At 59.2% G+C, this 19,975-nt stretch carries 19 protein-coding genes; 9 read left to right on the top strand and 10 right to left on the bottom strand.

The features are described 5' to 3' along the window. Positions 1-22: 22 nt before the first annotated feature. Positions 23-223: a YbdD/YjiX family protein gene (locus tag ASD07_RS21705; RefSeq protein ID WP_055935062.1), complete on the bottom strand. Its 201-nt coding sequence runs from the start codon at positions 221-223 to the stop codon at positions 23-25. 4 nt (positions 224-227) lie between these two features. Continuing rightward, on the bottom strand, positions 228-2,288 hold the full coding sequence (locus ASD07_RS21700) for a carbon starvation CstA family protein (RefSeq protein ID WP_055935059.1): 2,061 nt from the start codon (positions 2,286-2,288) through the stop codon (positions 228-230). 129 nt (positions 2,289-2,417) lie between these two features. On the opposite strand from ASD07_RS21700, the gene ASD07_RS21695 reads away from it, so the two are divergent. The 5 genes from ASD07_RS21695 (at position 2,418) to ASD07_RS21675 (ending at position 8,635) form a co-directional block, all read left to right on the top strand. Continuing rightward, on the top strand, positions 2,418-3,779 hold the full coding sequence (locus tag ASD07_RS21695) for a cache domain-containing protein (protein ID WP_055935056.1): 1,362 nt from the start codon (positions 2,418-2,420) through the stop codon (positions 3,777-3,779). Further along, positions 3,776-4,405, top strand: coding sequence for a response regulator transcription factor (locus tag ASD07_RS21690; RefSeq protein WP_055935054.1), 630 nt, complete (start codon positions 3,776-3,778; stop codon positions 4,403-4,405). The genes ASD07_RS21695 and ASD07_RS21690 overlap by 4 nt, the downstream gene beginning before the upstream one ends. Before the next feature lie 257 nt (positions 4,406-4,662). Continuing rightward, the gene (locus ASD07_RS21685) at positions 4,663-5,775 is read left to right on the top strand and encodes an HDOD domain-containing protein (RefSeq protein ID WP_229207244.1); all 1,113 of its coding nucleotides are present in this window, start codon (positions 4,663-4,665) and stop codon (positions 5,773-5,775) included. 2 nt (positions 5,776-5,777) lie between these two features. Further along, the gene (locus ASD07_RS21680; protein ID WP_055935048.1) at positions 5,778-7,835 is read left to right on the top strand and encodes a bifunctional diguanylate cyclase/phosphodiesterase; all 2,058 of its coding nucleotides are present in this window, start codon (positions 5,778-5,780) and stop codon (positions 7,833-7,835) included. A 2-nt stretch (positions 7,836-7,837) separates the two neighbouring features. Continuing rightward, positions 7,838-8,635, top strand: a complete 798-nt coding sequence (locus ASD07_RS21675; protein ID WP_082507494.1) for an ABC transporter substrate-binding protein — start codon at positions 7,838-7,840, stop codon at positions 8,633-8,635. A gap of 10 nt (positions 8,636-8,645) precedes the next feature. Here the strand turns inward: ASD07_RS21675 and ASD07_RS21670 are convergent, their stop codons facing one another. The 6 genes from ASD07_RS21670 to ASD07_RS21650 all read right to left on the bottom strand — a co-directional run bounded on the left by ASD07_RS21670 (position 8,646) and on the right by ASD07_RS21650 (position 12,923). Next, complete coding sequence (locus ASD07_RS21670) at positions 8,646-9,434, bottom strand: alpha/beta fold hydrolase (RefSeq protein ID WP_156398130.1); 789 nt, start codon at positions 9,432-9,434, stop codon at positions 8,646-8,648. Positions 9,435-9,495: 61 nt separating this feature from the next. After that, positions 9,496-10,521, bottom strand: a complete 1,026-nt coding sequence (locus ASD07_RS21665; RefSeq protein WP_156398129.1) for an alpha/beta hydrolase — start codon at positions 10,519-10,521, stop codon at positions 9,496-9,498. Between the two features lie 384 nt (positions 10,522-10,905). Next, the gene (locus ASD07_RS21660; protein ID WP_055935042.1) at positions 10,906-11,250 is read right to left on the bottom strand and encodes a YggL family protein; all 345 of its coding nucleotides are present in this window, start codon (positions 11,248-11,250) and stop codon (positions 10,906-10,908) included. 217 nt (positions 11,251-11,467) lie between these two features. Beyond that, positions 11,468-12,055 (bottom strand): hypothetical protein, encoded by a 588-nt coding sequence (locus ASD07_RS31075; RefSeq protein WP_156398128.1) that lies wholly within the window; start codon positions 12,053-12,055, stop codon positions 11,468-11,470. Then, positions 12,036-12,419, bottom strand: coding sequence for a hypothetical protein (locus tag ASD07_RS21655; RefSeq protein WP_055935039.1), 384 nt, complete (start codon positions 12,417-12,419; stop codon positions 12,036-12,038). Before ASD07_RS21655 ends, ASD07_RS31075 begins: the two co-directional genes overlap by 20 nt. 9 nt (positions 12,420-12,428) lie before the next feature. Next, complete coding sequence (locus ASD07_RS21650) at positions 12,429-12,923, bottom strand: type VI secretion system tube protein Hcp (RefSeq protein ID WP_055935036.1); 495 nt, start codon at positions 12,921-12,923, stop codon at positions 12,429-12,431. A 496-nt stretch (positions 12,924-13,419) separates the two neighbouring features. On the opposite strand from ASD07_RS21650, the gene ASD07_RS21645 reads away from it, so the two are divergent. The 3 genes from ASD07_RS21645 (at position 13,420) to ASD07_RS21635 (ending at position 15,741) form a co-directional block, all read left to right on the top strand. Continuing rightward, entirely contained in the window at positions 13,420-13,890 is a 471-nt protein-coding gene (locus tag ASD07_RS21645; RefSeq protein ID WP_156398127.1) for a hypothetical protein, read from the top strand. 454 nt (positions 13,891-14,344) lie between these two features. After that, a complete protein-coding gene (locus ASD07_RS30370) occupies positions 14,345-14,974 on the top strand; it encodes a PAAR domain-containing protein (RefSeq protein WP_229207243.1) in 630 nt (209 codons plus the stop codon). 131 nt (positions 14,975-15,105) lie between these two features. After that, positions 15,106-15,741 (top strand): hypothetical protein, encoded by a 636-nt coding sequence (locus tag ASD07_RS21635; RefSeq protein ID WP_156398126.1) that lies wholly within the window; start codon positions 15,106-15,108, stop codon positions 15,739-15,741. Between the two features lie 400 nt (positions 15,742-16,141). On the opposite strand, the gene ASD07_RS21630 is transcribed toward ASD07_RS21635, so the two are convergent. Together ASD07_RS21630 and ASD07_RS21625 are read right to left on the bottom strand one after the other, a co-directional pair. Next, positions 16,142-17,176, bottom strand: coding sequence for a tyrosine-type recombinase/integrase (locus ASD07_RS21630; protein WP_200953840.1), 1,035 nt, complete (start codon positions 17,174-17,176; stop codon positions 16,142-16,144). Between the two features lie 18 nt (positions 17,177-17,194). Further along, positions 17,195-18,444, bottom strand: a protein-coding gene (locus tag ASD07_RS21625; protein ID WP_229207242.1) for an IS3 family transposase whose coding sequence is annotated in 2 segments (ribosomal slippage) — positions 17,195-18,159 and positions 18,159-18,444 — 1,251 coding nt in all. Because the reading frame shifts where the segments join, the coding sequence is not laid out codon by codon here. Positions 18,445-18,540: 96 nt separating this feature from the next. On the opposite strand from ASD07_RS21625, the gene ASD07_RS21610 reads away from it, so the two are divergent. Beyond that, positions 18,541-19,706 (top strand): IS3 family transposase gene (locus tag ASD07_RS21610; RefSeq protein ID WP_373922094.1). Its coding sequence is split into 2 segments (ribosomal slippage): positions 18,541-18,793 and positions 18,793-19,706, totalling 1,167 coding nucleotides; the frame shifts between segments, so codons are not numbered across the junction. The last annotated feature ends 269 nt before the right edge of the window (positions 19,707-19,975 follow it).

The raw sequence follows: 19,975 nt of genomic DNA, 5'->3' as shown, positions 1-19,975 counted from the left end.
TCAGGAACCAAGGTGGACATTTCTAGCAGCAGCCGCCGCGTTTTCCGGCGCCGCCGTAGCGCGCTTCTTGCCGCTCGCGGAAGAATTCCTCGTAGCTCATCACGGGCTCACCCGGGTGGGTGGCCTCGCGATGGGCGACGTAGGTGTCGTATTCCGGCAGGCCGCACATCAGCCGCATGCTCTGCCCGAGGTAGCGGCCAGCCTTGACGATTTCGCCCAGCATGGTCTTATTTGGCCGCGGCGGCGTATTGGGCCGGGGCTTCGTTGTGGGTTGGGCGGCTGGCGTTCCAGGCCGCCAATGCGGTACGCACGCCGAACACCAGCACGCTGACCACGACGATCATGAAGAAGGCTGCCAGGCCCGCATCCAGGTAGTCGTTGAAGATCACCTGCTGCATCTGTTCGATCGACTTGGCCGGCGCCAGCACCTTGCCGTCTGCCAGGGCCGCCTGGTATTTCGCGGCGTGGGCCATGAAGCCAATCTTCGGATTGGCGTCGAAGATCTTCTGCCAGCCGGCGGTCAGGGTGCACAGCAGCAGCCAGATGGTCGGCAGGATGGTGACCCAGGCGTACTTGGCGCGCTTCATCTTGAATAGCACGCAGGTCCCCAGGATCAGCGCAATCGCGGCCAGCATCTGGTTGGCGATACCGAACAGTGGCCACAGGGTGTTGATGCCGCCCAGCGGATCGACCACGCCCTGGTACAGGAAGTAGCCCCAGGCCGCCACGCAAAGGCCGGTGGCCAGCAGGCTGGCAAACACGGAATCGGTGCGCTTCAGCGATGGCGAGAAGGAGCCCAGCAAATCCTGCAGCATGAAGCGGCCGGCGCGGGTGCCCGCGTCGACAGCGGTCAGGATGAACAGCGCTTCGAACAGGATGGCGAAGTGGTACCAGAACGCCATCATGGCCTTGCCGCCAACCACGTTGGACAGGATGTGCGCCATGCCGACCGCCAGGGTAGGTGCGCCGCCGGCACGCGAGATGATGGTCGATTCACCGACGTCCTTTGCGGTCTGCGTCAGCATTTCAGGCGTGACGTAGAAACCCCACTGGGAAATCGCCTGCGCTGCCGATTCGGCGGTGGTGCCGAGCAGTGCGGCCGGGCTATTCATCGCGAAGTACACGCCTGGCTCGATGGTCGAAGCGGCGATCAGCGCCATGATGGCGACGAAGGATTCCATCAGCATCGCGCCGTAGCCGATGAAGCGGGCATGGGTTTCGTTCTCGATCATCTTCGGCGTGGTGCCGGAGGAGATCAGCGCATGGAAGCCGGACACGGCGCCGCAGGCGATGGTGATGAACAGGAAGGGGAACAGGTTGCCGGACCATACCGGGCCGGTGCCGTCGATGAATTTGGTCAGCGAAGGCATTTGCAGCATCGGCGACACGATCAGGATGCCCAGCGCCAGGCCGACGATGGTGCCGATCTTGAGGAAGGTGGACAGGTAGTCGCGCGGCGCCAGCAGCAGCCACACCGGCAGGACGGAGGCGATGAAGCCGTAGCCGATCAGCATCCAGGTCAGTTCAGTGCCGGAGAAGGTGAACATTGGCGCCAGCGCAGGGTTCTCCTGCACCCACTGGCCGCCGAAGATCGCCAGCATCAGCAGCACGAAGCCGATCAGCGACACTTCGCCGACGCGGCCGACGCGAATGTAGCGCGAGTAGACGCCCATGAACAGCGCGATCGGGATGGTGGCCATCACGGTGAACGAGCCCCAAGGCGAGTGCGCCAGCGCCTTCACCACGATCAGCGCCAGCACGGCCAGGATGATCACCATGATCATGAAGGTGCCCAGCAGCGCGATATTGCCCGGCACCGGCCCCAGTTCGGACTTGATCAGGTCACCCAGCGAACGGCCATCGCGGCGGGTGGAGATGAACAGCACCATGAAGTCCTGCACCGCGCCGGCGAACACCACGCCCGCCAGGATCCACAGCATGCCGGGCAGGTAGCCCATCTGCGCCGCCAGCACGGGGCCGACCAGCGGGCCGGCGCCGGCGATTGCGGCGAAGTGGTGGCCGAACAGCACGTTCTTATTGGTCGGCACATAGTCCAGGCCATCGTTGTATTTATAGGCCGGGGTCAGGCGGTCAGCCTCCAGGCCCATGACGTTTTTGGCAATAAACAGGCTGTAGAAGCGGTACGCAATCAGGTACACGCAAACGGCTGCAATCACCAGCCAGATGGCGCTGACAGGTTCGCCGCGCTTCAGCGCGATCACGCCCAGGGCGCTCGCACCCAGCACGGACATCGCTGCCCAGCCAAGTTTCTTCATAGTGGGATTCATCGGGGTCTCCTCCAAGGATGAATGGCCAGTATTCAGGAATTGAATATCTGTCACAAGCGCACCACTACGCAAACGCGGTCCGTATAACTACGTAGGACAAGCACGCAGGAGCGGGCTTACAATCGCCGCATGAAGCTGCGGCAAAAGTTCCTGTTCCTGGCCATTGCGCCCTTGATCCTGGCCCTGTGCGCGATCGCCGTCGCGGTGCGCTACCAGGCGACCACGCTCGCCCGCCAGCAGCGCGACACCATCCAGCAGGCCTACCTGGCCAGCAAGGAAGCGGAACTCAAACACTACGTCACGCTGGCCAACCATTCGATTGCGCACCTGGTCAAATCCGGCCGCAATGACCAGGCCACGCTCGACGAAGCGAAACGCATCCTGTCCACCCTGAGCTTTGGTGATGACGGCTATTTCTTCGTCTACGACATGCAGGGCAATTCGCTGATGCATCCGCGCCAGCCGGAGCTGGTGGGGCAGAACCTGTTCATGCTGAAGGACCAGGAGGGCAACCCCACCATCCAGCGCCTGCTGACACGCGCCCGTGAAGGGGGAGGGCTGGAGCGCTACAACTGGGTCAAGCCCTCCACCCACAAGTCGGCCCCCAAGCTGGGCTACGTGATACCGCTGCCGGAATGGGGCTGGATGCTGGGCACCGGCATCTATCTCGATGACGTCGACGCGGCGCTGGCCAAGGTCGACGCCCAGCAGCGCGGCAATATCCGCAATACCTTGCTGTGGATGACGGCGATTGCGGCGCTGGCGCTGGTGGCTGTAGGCGTGTCCGGCCTGGCGCTGAATATCCGCGAATACCGCGTGGCTGATGCCAAGCTCAAAGTGCTGGCGCAGCGCGTGGTCGAATCGCAGGAAGAGGAAAGGGCGCGCCTGTCGCGCGACCTGCACGACGGCATCAGCCAGTGGCTGGTCTCGATCAAGCTGCAGATCGAGGCCGGCATTATCCGCCTCGGCAACCCGGCGCAGCAGGACAAGGCCAAGGCAGCCTTCGAGCACACCGCGGAGCAATTGAACAATGTGCTGGGCGAAGTGCGCCGCATCTCGCACAACCTGCGCCCCGCCATCCTGGACGACCTGGGCCTGGCCGCCGCGCTCGACCACCTTGCCTCAGAATTCCGCGAACACATTGGCGTCGACGTGGCGTTCAGCGCCACCGGTTGTACCGACGCCCTGCCGGACGTGGCGAACACGGTGCTGTTCCGTATTGCGCAGGAAGCGCTGACCAATATCGAGCGCCACGCTGCCGCTACCAGCATCAACATCGGCCTCGAAGGCGATGCCGAGGGCGTCGCGCTGCGCATTGCCGACAATGGCAGCGGTTTCGATGCCGAGGGCATTGCCGGCCATCCGAAGCGGGGCATCGGATTACGGAATATGATGGAGCGCATGGAAGCGATCGGCGGCCAGTTCCGCATCGAATCCTCGCCCGCCGGCACCATTGTGCTGGCGCGCGTAGACAACAAAGGCAAAAAATGAGTGAGCTGCGGACAAGTATCCTGCTGGTAGACGACCATCCCCTGGTACGCGACGGCCTGCGCGCGCGGCTGGAAGCCATGGCGCAATTCGAAGTGGTAGGCGAGGCAGGCAGCGCCGCCGAAGCGCTGGAAGCTGCGCGCCTGCACAGTCCCGACCTGGTCCTGATGGACATCAATATGCGCGGCACCAACGGCATCGAAGCCACCGCCTTGTTCAAGCGCCAGTTCCCGTCGATTGCGGTGCTGATCCTGTCGATGCACGACAAGCTGGAATACGTGACCCAGGCGATCCAGGCCGGCGCCCGAGGCTACGTGCTGAAAGATGCGCCGGGCAAGGACATCGTGGTCGCCATCGAAACGGTCATGGCCGGCGGCATCTACTACAGCGCCAACCTGGCGCAGCAGCTGGCCAAGCCCATGGCCCAGGACAACCAGCTCACCACGCGCGAAGCGGAGGTGCTGCGCCACCTCGCCAATGGCGAATCGAACAAGCATATTGCGCGCGAACTGGACCTCAGCGTGCGCACGGTGGAAACCCACCGCCTTAACATCAAACGCAAGCTTGGCATTGAAGGCCAGGCAGAACTGATCAAGTTTGCCGTTCAACACGCACAATTCGATAAATAGAAAATTGCTAAATTAATCAGTAATGTATCGTTGCTGATACAAATCTGGCAATTCGATTGCCTCCTCTACCACTAAAAAGCTGATTTTTGGACAATTTCTGTTAGACTCCCCGAGTCTTGTAACACAGGGTGTCTGTGCGCGCTCAATGGTTGCTTTACATCAATAGACCATTTACCATTGTTAGCGTTGCCACACCTGAGATTCCGATGTTTGAGTCAGACCCGAAATCGTTACCGCTGGTGGGAATCAAGCCTGTCATGGACACCCAAAATCACTGGGTAGGACTGGCATTTCAAATGCCGGTGGCGGCCTCGCTGCCCGTGCTGCAATCACTCCTGTGCTGTCCTGAATCCGAAGAACTGGGTTCGCTCGATTACTTCATTCCCCTTGCCGACCCGCTTGCACTCGATGCGACGCAGCTCGATAGCCTGCCGCTCGAGCGCATCGTATTCACCGTACCGGCTGCGTTGCTGGCCGATGAAGCTGTGCAGAAGTGCTGCAGACAGCTGGCCGACCGCGGCCTGCGCTTGCTGGCCGATGGCGATGCAGGCATCGCCGCCGCGCAAGCCGGCATCCGTGGCCTCGACGTCGATTGCGCCGATGCGCTGCCCGGCGCGCTGGCGATGATGTCGTTGCCCGGCCCGCACCTGGCCCGCAACGCCGATACCATGCGCGTCGACGAATGCCGCAAAGCCGGCTTTACCCTGTTCCGTGGCGAGCTGCCGCGCGCGCAGGAGCGGGACACGGGGCAGGGCGACGGCACCACCCGCAAACGCCTGCTTGCCCTGCTTGGGCTGCTGGCGCAGGACGCCGACTCGCGCGAACTGGAAACCCTGCTGAAGCAGGACCCGGCGCTGTCCTTCCAGTTGCTCAAGCTGGTGAACTCCGCTGCCTTTGCGCCGAGCAGCAATCCGATCCACAACTTCGGCCAGGCCATCAACCTGCTGGGCCGCCGCCAGCTGCAACGCTGGCTGCAGCTGCTGCTGTACGCGCGCCAGCAAGCCGACGGCCCGGCCAATGTCCTGCTGCCGCTGGCCGCCCTGCGCGCCGCGCAAATGGAAGCCTTGTGCAAGCTGCGCCAAGGCGAACGCGATGAACAGGACATGGCTTTCCTGGTTGGCGTGTTTTCCCTGCTCGATGTATTGCTGGCGATGCCGATGACCGAAATCGTATCGGCACTGAACTTGGACCTGGACGTCGTCGCGGCCCTGCTGGACCGCAGCGGCGGCCTGGGCGAAATGCTGGCGCTGGTGGAAATGCACGAACCGCAGGCAAGCGCGCTGCGCGACGTCGGCATCGACAATGAAATGTATTGGCGCAGCCTGTTGCAGGCCTACCATTGGGCCCTGCAGGTCAGCAGGAACGTGTAGGCATGCACGAGCAACCGGTCGCCAACTTCCTCGCCAGCAGTGCCGCCGTGTGCGATGCGGTGCTGCGCCTGCGCGGCCGCGCGCTGGTGGAAGAGCTGGGCCGCATTGCACGCGAGGTCACCGGCAGCCCGCACGGCCGCTACGTGCCGGGCGAAATGACCCCGGCCACCGGTTTGCCAGGATGGGAAAGCGGCCTGTCGCAGCTGATCCAATACGACCAGCAGTATTTCGGCCGCTTTGAAGTTTCCGGCCTCGACAACTACACTGAAACCAGCCGGCACAACCTGGCCAGCCTGGCCAGCCTCGCCGGCAGCGTGCTGCAGGTGCATTCGATAGCTCAGCGCACCACCCACGCCTATGTTCAAGTGGAAGCGCGCTTGCAGCACCAGACCCAGATACTGGACCAGATTCACGAATCGGTGCTGACCATGGACCTGAATGGCTTCATCACAAGCTGGAACAAGGGCGCCGAGCGCCTGTTCGGCTATTCGGCGGTGGAGGCGGTGGGGCGCAACATCATCTTCCTCTACGACGACGAAGACGAAGACCTCGGCGATGAGTTCCTGGAGCAGGGCGGCCGCCTGATGGAAGTGCGCCGCAAGAAAAAGAACGGCGACGTATTCTGGGCCAGCCTGTCGCTGTCGCAGCTTTGCGATATGGAAGACCGCTCGATCGGCCTGGTCGCCTACCTGACCGATATCACGGAGCGCAAGGAGGCGGAGGAACGCATCCACCACCTGGCTTACTACGATGCGCTGACCAGCCTGCCGAACCGTTCGCTGCTGACCAAGCTGGTCGACCAGGCCATGACCGTAGCCCAGCGCAGCAAGGCCGACGGCTGCGTGATGTTCATCGACCTGAATCGCTTCAAGCTGATTAACGACACGCTGGGCCGCGCGGTGGGCGATGCGCTGCTGCGCGAAGTGTCGCAGCGCTTCCGCCTGGCCCTGCGCGACCAGGATGTGGTGGCGCGCCTGTCCGGCGACGAATTTGCGGTCGGCCTGTTCGACATCCACCAGCATTACGAAGCCAGCATGGTGGCGAACAAGCTGCTATCGGCGCTGAACGAGCCTTTCCTGATCGAGGGCCACGACCTGCGCGTCAGCGCCTCGATTGGCATCAGCGTCTACCCGCAGGATGGCAATGACGCGGAAACCCTGCTGCGCCTGGCCGATATCGCCATGTACCGCGCCAAGCAGAATTCCTCGACGGACGGCGAGCACATCGCCTTCTACAGCCAGGACATGAACAAGGGCATGCAGGAACGCATGCGCATCGAATCGGGCCTGCGCCAGGCCCTGGGCAACGGGCAACTGCTGCTGCATTACCAGCCCAAGTTTGAAATCAGCACCGGCAAGATCATCGGCGCCGAAGCGCTGGTGCGCTGGAAGCACCCCGAGCGCGGCCTGGTGCCGCCGGCCGAATTCATTCCACTGGCGGAGGCAACCGGCCTGGTGGTGCAGGTCGGCGAATGGGTGCTGGAAGCCGCTTGTGCGCAGGCGCAGGCATGGAAAGAAAAGGGCTTGCCGCCGGTGCGCCTGGCGGTCAACGTATCGGCGCGCGAATTCACCTCCGCGCTGCCGGGCCGCGTGATGGAAACGCTGGCGCGCTATGGCCTCGAACCATCGTGGCTGGAACTGGAAATCACCGAGTCCACCCTGATGCACAATATCGAGCGCGTGATCGGCATCATGGACCGCCTGACGGCGGCCGGCATCACACTGTCGCTGGACGACTTTGGCACCGGCTACTCCAGCCTGTCCTACCTGAAGCGCTTCCCGATCGACACGCTGAAGATCGACCGCTCCTTCACCACCGGCATTCCACTCGACACCAACGACTGCGCCATTGCCAGCACCATCATCAGCATCGCCCAGCAACTGAACCACAAGGTGATCGCCGAAGGTGTGGAAACCGCGGAACAACTGGCCTTCCTCAAAGATTCCGGTTGCGACGAAGTGCAAGGCTACCTTTTCTCGCGCCCCTTGCCCGCGCTCGAATTCGAGAACGCTCTATTGCAGAACTGGGCTCCGCCGGAACCCATCGCCGCCGCCGGCTGACCATGTTCCGCGCCTCCGCCCTGGCATTGCTGATCTCTTGCGCCGCGCAGGCAGCAGAACCGGCGCGCATCAAGTTCGGGCTGCAGGACGACATCGCCCCCTTTGTCATGCCCGACCGCCAAAGCGGCCTGATGGTCGACGTGCTGCGCGAAGCAATGGCAACCCAGGGCATCGGCGCCGAATTCTTCTACCTGCCGATGAAGCGCACCGAAGATGCGCTGCGCAGCGGCCTGGTGGACGTCTCCACCAATGGCAAGCCTTCGATGGCGCCGGTTGGCGTGATGAGCCGCTGGCCCGTGACCAGCTTCCATAATATGGCGATCACCCGCCGCGCGGCCTTGCCGCACCTCGATTCGGTTGCTGAATTGTCCCGATACCGTGTCACCGCCTTCAACGGCGCCAGCCAGATGTTGGGCGGCGGCTATCGCGAAGCGGTGCAAGGCAATCCGCGCTACTCGGAACCGTTGACGCTGCAGTCACCGCTGCTTGTACTGAGGCAGGTGGATGTGGTGATCTCGCAGCGGGATATTTTCAATTACTACCTGAGCCGCCAGTCCTACCTGCGCGACGGCGACTTTGATCTCGTGTACCACGACATCCTCGGCAAGCCGAACGAATACTGGTTCATATTCCGCACGGCAGAACAGCGCGACAGCTTCGAGCACGGCGTCGCTGCGCTGTACAAATCCGGTGAAATCGACCGCATCTTCGACCGCTACAACAAATCCTACGGTACCTCTCGCGAATTCTTCCGGCCGCTCGACTGCCAGTTCGCTGCCGTCAAGCCCAAGCCCTGTTAGCGCGGAGCGGCTAGCGCGCCACCTCCATCATCCAGCGTGAGATTTCCTCATGCGATGCCGCAGGCGCACCGGTGTGCGTGGCGTCCGGCTCATACAGCTTCGTCAGCGGATTGCGGGGCAGGGCATCAAAGTTTGCCTGCCTGGCCTTGAGCAGGCCAGGGTAATCGTTCTTCGGTACCACCAGCAGGACCGGCGTTCCTGGCCGCATGGCGCGAATCGATTTCGTCAGGTTCATGGCGCCATCGGGATCGAACCAGGACACGTAGTTGTCAGGCTTGCAGACAACGACATAGGTTCCCTTGGCGCCTTCGAAATCTTGCAACCGCGCCGTCTCGCCGCCTTTGCCCGCCGCCACCAGTTTGCGCGCCTCCTCCAGCGTTCCACCCAGCTTCTCGCGAATCACCTGGCTGGCGGTGCTGGCACCTGGGGCAATGGAGATGATGCCATCCACGGCGTGCTTGCTGCCGTAGTAGAGCGCAAACGTACCACCCTGGCTGTGACCCGCCACGAACAAGCGGTTCGCGCCCTTTACGCGCAACCTGTCCAGCGCCGCATCGACTTCTGCTTCGGCCGCAGCCGGGTCGACGTCGTAGTTGCGGTTGCCCGACCAGGGCATCTCGATATTCGCGACCAGGTGCCCCTTCGCTTCCAGGCCGGACGCCAGTTCTGCCACGAACTTTGTCGGCGAACCACCTTTGCCATGCATGACAACCACGCCTACGGCTTGCGGTGTGGTCTGTGCCACGGCCGCACCAGCGAACAGGAACATTGCTGCAAGCTTGCTGAAAAATCTAAGCACGACGGCCTCCCGCGAAAAGGATTACCAACCAGAGTAGCACTTATGCCGCAGCGCTCAAGCCCTACCGCGGCACGAAGCTGTCCACTTCATCGATGAGTTGCGCGCGCCCGCGCGCCGGACGTTCCAGGTGCAGGAAGTGGGTTGCGTTCGAAATGCGGACCATGCGCACGGCCGCAGCGTGCACCAGGTCCGCCTGCAGGTTGTGCATATCCTCCGGCCGCGACCAGAAATCCTTCTCACCAGCGATAGCCAGTACCGGCGCTGTGATCAGCGAAGCGTCCCACAATTGGCGGCCGGTCGCGAGGTAGAAGCTGTCTTCCATCGCCCCGCATGGTGCACGGAAGCTGCGCGGCTCGCGCTGGCGGCTGGTGCTGTCGCTATCCAGCGCTGCCTCGACGTAGGCCTTCGCAACGGCCGGATCGCGCGCGCTGTCTTTGTCCTCGCCCAAGGTGCGGTCCCACGCACCCAGCGTGGACGCCGCATCCGACACGCGGTAATTGCCGCAAGCCGCGCGGTTGAAGGCTCCCGGCCGCTCCTTGTCCTCCAACCCCGTTCCGCGCCCGATCAGCGGATGTGCGGAAGCTCCGCGATAAAGGCTGTTCAGCATGACAATCGCACTGAGTTTGGGCGAGTGCAGCGTTGCATAATGCCCCGCCCACTGGCCGCCGGTCGCCCAGCCAAGCAGCGCCACCTTCATACCGCCACTACGCTGGCGCACGAAGTCCACCGCCGCATCGATATCTTCAACCGCAGTATTGGTGCGCACCAAGGCGGCGCCGGCCGTCGGCGCGGACTCCATCTCGGCCAACCGTGTGGATGCGCCATATCCACGCACATCAAGCGTATAGACATCAAACCCGCGCGCCGCCAGGTCGGCCGCCAGCGAGCCGCCCGCCACAGGCAGGTCGAACGAAGCCTTTGAACTGACCCGCGCACCATGCACCAGCAGGATAGGGCGCTTGCCCCGGTGCTGCCCGACCTCCGTGACAGCCAGCGTGACACCCGGCGCCGATGGCACATTGAATTGTTGCGAAGCCTGGGCCGGCAAAGCCAGTATGACGGCGGCGACGAGAAGTAGTAATTTCACAGATGCCTTCCTTACTTAGTGGAATGGCAAGGTTAGCACAGTAAAACTAGGCTCATCGCCGCCTACCGGGACGCCGCCCTACTTATTAGTCGCAGGCAAGCGGTCGGGTCAGACCCTTGGGTCTGACCCTGGTTTACCGGGTTTGCTTCAAAGTCGGATGACGGACAAAGGCGGGCAAAATCGCTGTGCGCAGGATCTCTTTGTTCGAGCCGCCCCGCTAATGGTATTGCCGGGCCAGACACAAGCCGGAAGGCCGTCCGCTATGATCCGCCTGGCCCCCCGCGACTAGCAGGGCCCGCATCTTCCCTGTAACGGGCGAAGAACGAAAAAAGGGCGGCCGATGTGGCCGCCCTTTCCTGGTCATTGGAAGCACTCGACGCGCAATTAACCCCAACCGTACCAGGCGTCGCGCAGTTCGCCGACTTTGACGTTGGTCAGTTTGCTGTGTTTGGACAGCCAATCCTGCACCAGGGCGCGGTGGCTTTCGTCGACTTTGCCATACGGCTTGTTCGACACCACGATACCGCCGAAGTCGTCGCTGTAGCCACCGCCAAACGCGAGGCCATTGGCTTCGATGGCTTCTTCGAGGAATTGGTGGATCAGGGCGTTGTGCTCGGCCAGGGTCAGGGTGCCGACCAGTTGTGCCTCGACGAGGAAGCCGAATTCCTGGAATTCACCGAGGTGCTTTTTCTTGAGTTGGCGTTTGTTATAGCGGCGGGATGCGGTCATGGTGGGGCCTGTAAATTTGGACCTCGGATGTTAGCACAGGGGAAGGGCTACGCCTATTACGGGAACGGCACAACCGTCTGCTCGGGAACCGGCATATTCATCGAAATCAGCACGTCGCAAATTAGCGCACTTCTGGGCATTTCGTTGGCAGGAAGCGAGAAGAAGACAGGGCCGAAACCCTGCCTTCTACTGGAAAAACCAAGAAAGGCCGCCTTAACTAATGTGCGAGACCAAAGTAAGGTTTGAACGCCTCTTGCATCTCGGGCGACAACTGATGAAGATCGATACGCTGTTTCTTAATCTCAGCCCGCAAGCGTTGCTCACCTCCCGCGGCGCGTGCCAGGCGAGTTACCAGATCCTGGGCGAGTTCCTGTAGTACTTCCCGTGGAATTTGCCGCGGGTCGCGCACCACAAACGTCTCTCGCGCCGGATCGCCAGTGCACTCGGTGCCGGAGACCTTATAAACGCCCCCATCTTTGTGTTGAAGATACGGTCTCTCGCCTGGTTTGGGGTTGCGGCGCTTGGAATACCCGTTAACGAGGTAATACGTATCTGTGGAATTCTTCGCTACTCCAAAAATCCATTGGCGCGTGGTCCAAGTCTCAGAGTCGGCCATCTGCGCACACAGTGCGCGGATATCTTCAGGCACAGGATCCAGTTTGAGGCCTGCAGAAGGGAGCCGCAGACCCAGAATGGGATCGCGCAGGGATTGCGGAGGATGCTTGCTTTCCTGTGCGCTTGCACTGGCGCAGAGTACTGCAAGCAAAGCGGCTGCGCACAGGCCCTTAATAGTGATAGACAACATGACTTGGTCTTTCTGCTCTGTATCCGGGACCTGCCCAGAAGTCACTTTGAATGAAGTCGGAAATCCACTTGCTTCCATCGTAGCCGGCCACATGTCCATTCTGATTGCCACCGGTATACGGTTGCATGACCATCACGTCCCCCTTCATAAAATGAAAGGTGTCCGGGTTGTCGACTGTAATTGCATGGAAGCCGAGCTGAAGCAGAACCGGGCCAAAATCTCTCCCCGCCGGGGCATACTGCGAAATTTGCGCCCCGCCGGCCTGAAGCGCCATGCGTACATACTTCGCGCATTTACCCTGTCCAAATCCGGGGAGCGCATTTGTCCGCAAATGTTGCGCGAATTGATCCAGATTAAGTGGCATGATCCGCCTTTAAGCGACTTTGTTGGTTGCCAGATCCCAGCCGCCAGACGTATTGCCGCCAGTGCCACCGCCAATCTTCTGCTGCGTGTACTTCCACTTCACTTTCGAGAACTTCAAGTTGACGTTCTCAGTCAGAAGGGTGTCGCTTCCGCCCAAGTGCGGGGTCACCATGCTGATCAGGACATTTTCGAGTTCGATGTCGAAATACTTCACGCGATCGCCATTGCCATCGGCACGGAAGAATTCAAACTTGGCTTTTGGGATGGTCTTGCCGGCTGCACATGTTTGCAGCAGGATTGGCGACGACAGGTCGCTGAGCTTGGAGAAGGAAATGTCCGACAATTCTGCGCGTTCTGCAGTGTGACCTCCGCCAGTCGATGCGGTAGCACTTTTAGGCTGATGCACGCCCCAGTGAATACCCCTTACTTCGATCCATTCTTTGTGCTTGTCGTCTTGGGACTCGCCTTTAATACCTTCAATTTGCAGATATACGTCAATTGCCATACTTTCCTCTTGAATCAAAAAAAACTATCAATAAGTAGTAACTTCCGAAGAATGGATTTCCTAGTTTTAAACCAATCGATAAGAAGTGCTGCGGAAAAATTAAAAATTTCGCAACAGTAAATTATAGCTATGAAATTATTTATGTGATGAGTTCGCCCTTGTCAATCGTGCGCGGCTCCGCGTTTCATCTAATCCTATCTTCAGGCTATTTTTAGAGCGCCCCCTGTTACGTAATGCGATACCCGTTGTTACTTGTTCGCCTGGACGCGCCCGTTAGACTGTCGTGAAGTGTTGGACGACCTCGGTGCACCGGAATCGGGTTCCGGTACCGCAGTCTTACGGACAATGGACTGGAGGTATTATGCCGGCCGAAATTATCAGCTATTACAACAGGACGTGGGGAATATGCGGTTTCACGTCTGCCCTTTCCCACCTGTACAGCTCGGACGTACGTTTGAGGAGCCGGGTTCACTCGAAAACTTCGCAGGAAATCCAATTGGCGCTGTTGGTCGAGGTGATGACGTTCCTGAAATACGTGCGCGCGTTTCGGACTGAGCTAATCCCCGGGCTCGTAGCGTTGAATAAGGAACTCAATTCGGATCTGATGAAGCTAGGAGTTGAGGGATTTCTCAGCGCTGCCGATCGGGCAGTGCGCGCCCAGATTTTCATCGACCGCAGCAATGAGTTCCAATGCGCGATGACGCCGGAAGCATTGACACTGTACGTACAGGTGATATGCGGTATACCGACGGCAACTCTCACCAGCAACGCCGATCCGGGTGGACAAGGCATCCTGGGGATCATGAACAGCAAAAACGAATTGGTGCATTGGGTCTACCGCGACGGTGGAGGAAATGTGTATAACTGGGGGATGGTGATGAGCCCCCTCACATGGCCTACCGATAAAGCATGTGGATTGGGGAATAAAGCGCTCGACCAGGTAGGGTGCCACGTGTCGCTGGCCTGAGTGCATGACTGCGCCGTTGAACGCTGGGCGTGAATTTAATCTTTGGCGGTGCGGTGAATTTCGAAAAAAACTGGGATGTAAAGGGATTGCCTCGGACGTTTTGGGGGGCAAAAAAACCGCGAACTCACTGGGAGGATCGCGGCTCTTGGGACGTTCTGGAACATCCTGGAATTTCTTATTGGCGGAGCGGTGAGATTCGAACTCACGAACGGGATTAACCGTCGGCAGTTTTCAAGTCTCAGCACTTCTTCTGAAAGATCAGCATCTTAGCGCAAATTCGTTTCCGCGTGGGACCCAAAAATGCGCTACGTAACTCTTTGATTTTGGATACGTCGTGGCCGAGATGCGGAAATGATTTTATGCGATCAAGGCATGCAGCCGCTGGCCCCAAATGCGAAAGCTGTCGTGCGGTAGCTCAACAGTGCGACATCAAGAAATGGTCAGAAATACAATCTTGGATTCACTGATTCAAGGGTATTACATGGCTGGAGAAATAATTCGGCTTGGGGACACTACGAGCCACAATGGGACAGTCTTGGAAGGGTCGCAGACTGACATTTGCATGGGGAAGCCAATAGCCTACATTGGCCACAAGGTCCACTGCCCTAAATGCAAGGGCGATTTCCCGATCATTGAGGGTGTGCCAACCACGACATTCTTTGGCAAGGGCGTTGCGCTTGCTGGAATGAAAACTTCGTGCGGCGCAGTGCTTATCGCTAGCCAATTCACCGATACCGTCGAATGGGGCGGTCGGGCCTCATCCGGTTCTCCAAATGAAGCTTCGCCGGCATCAAAGCGGCCAAGTGATGAGACGGCGGCTGCTGGGCCAATTACCTCACTGGCTCCAGGGCAGCACCCAACGATTTCGCAGTCGGCCGAAGTCGCTGACGATGCCACGCTATATGACGAACAATTCCAACTCAAGGACGAAGATGACCTGATGTTGGCGGGCGTGCCTTACACCATCTTTCTGCCGTCAGGCCAGCGGATTCACGGGGTCACCGATGAGGAAGGGCGTACGGGACGCTACCGCACCGAAGGCGCGGAATATATCGAGGTTTGTTTAGGGCACATTGACTCATGAATCAGGTTATCGCGCGAGCACGTACCAACACTACTGCGAACAGCGTTCATCAAGCGGTCGTCACGACAAAGTATACGAAGTCACCGGACATGTCTGGATGGCTAAAGGTCCAATTGGAGTCATCGGGTCAAATGGCCTTCCTTCCGGAATTCGTGAAGGTCTCGGTGATTAAGGAGGGTAGTCGCACTCACTTTATAATTCTCGAAGGTGAATACAAACGGGAAACTGCAAGCCTCAAGAGCGAGAATGCAGCGAAATGTTTGGTTGCCGCGACTCGTGGCTCTGGCGCAAAGCTCGTCGCAAAGATGAAAGGGCGTGAACGTTTGTATTCGAAACCCCGGAATGACACGCATAACCAACTTGTTGGGACGCTTTCATTCAATGGCCAGACTTCAATGATCTCACTTGACTCGGATGTGAAGTTCTGGGAAACGGCACCAGGGCCTGGTTTCCACACATGGAAGCAATCAAAGCCTTTACCGAAGGGGACATACAAAATTTTAGCCCCGCAGCATGCGCACAACCCGGATAGTACCGAGTTTTATGTGACATACCCTGGAGGCAATCCAGACCTTAAGTATCACACTGTGTGGTTTCCCATCGAGTACGCAGCGACAGCTAACAGTAATTTTGTCCACGTTGGAAATCTATCTGAGGGATGCGTCACCATATATGATCTGACCAAATGGAATGACGTATATCGCTATCTCATCTCAAATCGAAGCGATAAGGAAGGTAAGTATGTGGGCACCGTTACAATTGAATAAGGTAGTTGGGCTCCTGCTTTGTGCGGTTGCAACGTCTGTGAGCTGCTCTGCCCATGATGTCGCTGAAGACCCTCTGCTCGAATATCGGACGCGGGGAAATAGGCACGGCCTCTACGAGATCAGGGAAGCGGCGAAGGAATTCATCCGCCGCGAAAATTCAACGAGGAAGACTCAATGGGAAGTCGGTAATCCAGACATTCGGGTTGTAGTCTGGGAGTGTGCTGTTCCGCTGGTTGCCAACTGGCAGGCAACCGAGCCAGGCGAAGAACCACAAGTCGTCGTTAGCTGCACTAGGACTTTAAAGAACGCGCCAGTCAAGAACTGGCGCGTGAGAATTCCGGTCTATCGGCCCTGATCGACGTGCGTTTGTGCTTTGCGTATCGCACTTGTGGCCCGGCTGCTATCTTGTTGGCTTAACAGCTTGGCCGACCCGGCGATAAACCCGATCAGTTATGTCACCTTCCGTATGCCCCAGTAGCTCGCTGGCAGCTTTGATGTCGGCGATCTCACTGGCGGATTTCGCGCGGATATCGCGGAACTGGAATTTTTTGATGCGCACCGCCAGTGCCTTCTTCCCCATTTCAACTGCACGATCAGCTGCAGCATTTCGTGCTGTATCAAAGCGCAAGCGGAGGTTCCATTGCTTTAACGGATCACCAGATGGAAGTGTAACCAGGTGAGAGTCTGACTTGCGTCCAGGTCGTGCGAGGATGCGTTCGACTACCTTTGCCAGCTGAGATTCCGAGCCGTTAGGCCGAAGTAAGATGCGAAGGAACTTGTTGGTTTTTCCTTGGCGCACAAGGAGCGCGCCTTCTCGAATGTCCGAATCCTTCATACGCAACACATCTCCAGGGCGCTGGCCTGTTAAGTAATTCAGATCCATTGCATCTTTCAATTCCGGCGCAGCGGCTGCGTAGACTGCGTCCCACACTTCGGAATCTGCATAGAAGTCACGTGGCTGCTCTTTGTTTTTCCGCACGCCCCGGCATGGGTTTTCGCCCTTCAGGTGGCCCCATTCTCGGGCCATGTTGAACACGTGTGACAATAGCGCTATTTCGCGGTTCGCGCGAACTGGCGCCGACCGCGCATCGCGGTATTGGGCAATGTCCTGCGGCCGGATCTCGTTGATTGGTGCAGCATCGAACACCGGCCGTAGCTGGGACAAGCAAAGCATATTCTCGCGCTGGGTGGATGGCTTCTTTTTCGGCAGGATGTCGCGAACGTATTGATCGAACGTGTGCTTCATCATCGACGCGTCAACAGGAACGTCGGCGCATTCAAGTTCGGCCCACTTTCGCTTGGCTGCGGCGAGATCGGTCCCGAGTGAAAGCTCCTGGCGTTTCCCATCGTTCGAGTATCCATTGTAGTAATAGCCTACCCAGACCTTGCCCGATGCAAGGCGCCGGCGTCGAGCTAAAGTGGACCCTTCAGTCAAGACACTCTGCCAGTTAATTTAAGCTGTGCCCATTTCCACTTCTTCAGCTGCCCGGCGCTGTCCCGTAATACTTTTTTCCTGCGGCTTCCCGCCGTCATCGCCGAACCTGTCGACGATTATCGCGCCGCCGCCAAGCCCATCGCGATAGACCTGATCTGGCGTCTGATAGCTCAGCGACTGGTGCGGCCGCTGCGTGTTATAAAACGCGAAATACTGTGCCAGGCCCACCATCAATTCCGCCATGCTGGCGTAGCCCTTCAGGTAGACGTCCTCGTACTTCACGTTGCGCCACAAGCGCTCGACGAAGATATTGTCCAGCGCCCTTCCGCGCCCGTCCATGCTGATGGTCACGCCTTCGCGCTTGAGCACATCGGTGAAGGCCGAGCTGGTGAACTGCGAGCCTTGATCGCTGTTGAACACCTCAGGCCCCCCATGATGGCGCAAGGCGTCTTCCAGGCAGTCCACGCAGAACGACGCGTCCATGCTGTTGCTGATGCGCCAGGACAGCACCTTGCGGCTATACCAGTCGATGATCGCCACCAGATAGGCGAAGCCGCGCGCCAGCCGGATATACGTGATATCTGTCGACCACACTTGATTTGGCCGTGTGACCGCCACGCCGCGCAGCAGATACGGATAAACCTTGTGCCGAGGATGTGCCTTGCTCGTGTTTGGCCCCGGCGCCATGCCTGCCAAGCCCATGCTGCGCATCAGGCGCTGCACCCGCTTGCGGTTGACGATATGGCCGTCGTTTCGCAAAAACACCACCATCCGCCGGCTGCCGTAAAACGGCCGCCTGGTGTACTCCTCGTCAATCAATGCGCGCAGCTTCAGATCTTCCGCGTCTTCGAATTGAACCCGGCACGCCGCCTCCATTCGGCGATAGACCGAGGAGCGCGGCACGCCTGCCAGCTCGCACTGCATTGCCAACGGCACCTTGTCTTCGCGCTCGATCCAATGCGAGCGCTCGGCCTGGGTCAGTCCCCTAGCTTTTTTTTAAGCCAGTCAACCTGCATCTTCAACCGCCCGATCTCGCCATACAGCTTGTCTTCGGGGCTGGTTTCATCGACCGGCTTGGGGCCGCGCTTGGCATCAAACAAGGCTGCCGCGTTGTCCAGGATCTCCTTCTTCCATTGGCCAACGAGCACTGGATGCACGCCGTACTCCTGCGCGATTTCCGTCACCGTCTTCACCCCTCGCACCGCCTCCAGGCCGACCTTGCCCTTGAATTCCGCCGTGTGTACCCGCCGTTTTTTGCCTTCACTCATTTGCTGTCATCCTTTCCTGGACCACAGCTTAAACCTGAGGTAACCTGAGTTTTTCGGACACTTCCATTTGATAAACTTGTCAAAGGGAGTGAAATCATGAAATCAACAACATACACGCCAGAGTTTCGGGGCGAGGCGGTGAAGCTGGTACTGGCGCAAGGCTTGACGCTTGAGGAAGCAGCCAAGCGGATTGCGATACCCAAAGGGACGTTGGCCAACTGGGTAAGCGCCGCCAAACGTAGTACCGATGCTGCTGCGCCTCCAGGCAGCCGTAGCGTCGCCGAACTGGAAGCGGAAGTCGCCAAGTTGCGCAAAGAACTGGCTGTCGAACGGATGGAAAAGGAAGTATTAAAAAAGGCCACCGCGTACTTTGCGAGGGAGTCGCTGCCCGGTACGCGTTCATGAAATCGGTGCGACTTGAATACCCGCTTGGCTTGTTGTGTCGGGTCTTTTCGGTGTCGCGCAGCGGCTTCTATGCAGCGGTGGGTCGCCCGCCATCTCAACGACGGCAAGATGACGAGCGATTGAAGGTCGCCATCAAGGCCGCCCATGCGCAGACGCGCGAGACCTACGGGCCGTTGCGTTTGCAGCCAGAGCTGGCCGCACAAGGTTTTGACGCAGGGCGTGATCGCATCGTAAGGCTGCGGCGGGAACTGGGTCTGCGCTGCAAGCAAAAGCGGAAGTTCAAAGCGACGACCAATTCGAAGCACGCCTTCCCGGTGGCGCCGAACTTGTTGGAGCAGACCTTCGCGCCGACACGGCCGAATGAGGCCTGGGTTAGCGACATCACCTATGTCGCCACCGAGGAAGGATGGCTCTACCTGGCGGGCATCAAAGACGTCTTCACATGCGAGATGGTCGGTTATGCCATGGGCGCGCGAATGACGCAGGATCTGACGGCGAAAGCGCTGTGGCGGGCGGTGCGGAGTAAGCGGCCGGCGCCAGGGCTGATCCTGCACTCTGACCGGGGGAGCCAATACTGCGCTGACGACTACCGCAAGCTGGTCTCGCAGTTCGGAATGCGGGCCTCTATGTCGCGCAAGGGGAACTGCTTCGATAACGCGCCTATGGAGAGCTTTTGGGGCAGCTTGAAGAACGAAATGATTCATCATCAGAGGTACGCTACACGGGCCAACGCGGAGGCAGCCATCAAGGAGTACATCGAGATTTTTTATAACCGCCAGCGGCGCCATTCGCGCCTTGGTTACGAGTCGCCAGCGAGGTTCGCTGAGAACTTCGGCAAACAGGCGCTGGCTGCTTGAAACGGAAGTGTCCACCATTGACAGTACACCTCACAGATGACTGGGCAGCCAAGAACGATCACAGCACTAACGTTCGCTTCTGTGGAGTTAAGTAGCTTAGTAGGGCGGTACTGGGCGTCTGGTCGGACCGAGGAGCTGCCTACCTAGGTAAGTATGCTCCTCCATGCAATCTGTCCACCCTGAGCAGGGCGCGCGCGTGGTAAAACAACAACTTTGACGGCACATCAACTTGCCGCGAAAACTGCATTTATTTGCGTCTAGGGTCTTCC

This window comes from Duganella sp. Root336D2 (assembly GCF_001425005.1).
Classification (GTDB): domain Bacteria; phylum Pseudomonadota; class Gammaproteobacteria; order Burkholderiales; family Burkholderiaceae_D; genus Rugamonas.
The sequence above is the reverse complement of the archived record's forward strand: the minus strand, read 5'-3'. Positions and strand labels throughout refer to the sequence as shown.

What these genes read in the sequence shown, in the direction of transcription:
- ASD07_RS21705 (WP_055935062.1), bottom strand. Translation starts at nt 223, where the DNA reads ATGCTGGGCGAAATCGTCAAGGCTGGCCGCTACCTCGGGCAGAGCATG.
- ASD07_RS21700 (WP_055935059.1), bottom strand. Translation starts at nt 2,288, where the DNA reads ATGAATCCCACTATGAAGAAACTTGGCTGGGCAGCGATGTCCGTGCTG.
- ASD07_RS21695 (WP_055935056.1), top strand. Translation starts at nt 2,418, where the DNA reads ATGAAGCTGCGGCAAAAGTTCCTGTTCCTGGCCATTGCGCCCTTGATC.
- ASD07_RS21690 (WP_055935054.1), top strand. Translation starts at nt 3,776, where the DNA reads ATGAGTGAGCTGCGGACAAGTATCCTGCTGGTAGACGACCATCCCCTG.
- ASD07_RS21685 (WP_229207244.1), top strand. Translation starts at nt 4,663, where the DNA reads ATGGACACCCAAAATCACTGGGTAGGACTGGCATTTCAAATGCCGGTG.
- ASD07_RS21680 (WP_055935048.1), top strand. Translation starts at nt 5,778, where the DNA reads ATGCACGAGCAACCGGTCGCCAACTTCCTCGCCAGCAGTGCCGCCGTG.
- ASD07_RS21675 (WP_082507494.1), top strand. Translation starts at nt 7,838, where the DNA reads ATGTTCCGCGCCTCCGCCCTGGCATTGCTGATCTCTTGCGCCGCGCAG.
- ASD07_RS21660 (WP_055935042.1), bottom strand. Translation starts at nt 11,250, where the DNA reads ATGACCGCATCCCGCCGCTATAACAAACGCCAACTCAAGAAAAAGCAC.
- ASD07_RS31075 (WP_156398128.1), bottom strand. Translation starts at nt 12,055, where the DNA reads ATGTTGTCTATCACTATTAAGGGCCTGTGCGCAGCCGCTTTGCTTGCA.
- ASD07_RS21655 (WP_055935039.1), bottom strand. Translation starts at nt 12,419, where the DNA reads ATGCCACTTAATCTGGATCAATTCGCGCAACATTTGCGGACAAATGCG.
- ASD07_RS21650 (WP_055935036.1), bottom strand. Translation starts at nt 12,923, where the DNA reads ATGGCAATTGACGTATATCTGCAAATTGAAGGTATTAAAGGCGAGTCC.
- ASD07_RS21635 (WP_156398126.1), top strand. Translation starts at nt 15,106, where the DNA reads ATGGCCTTCCTTCCGGAATTCGTGAAGGTCTCGGTGATTAAGGAGGGT.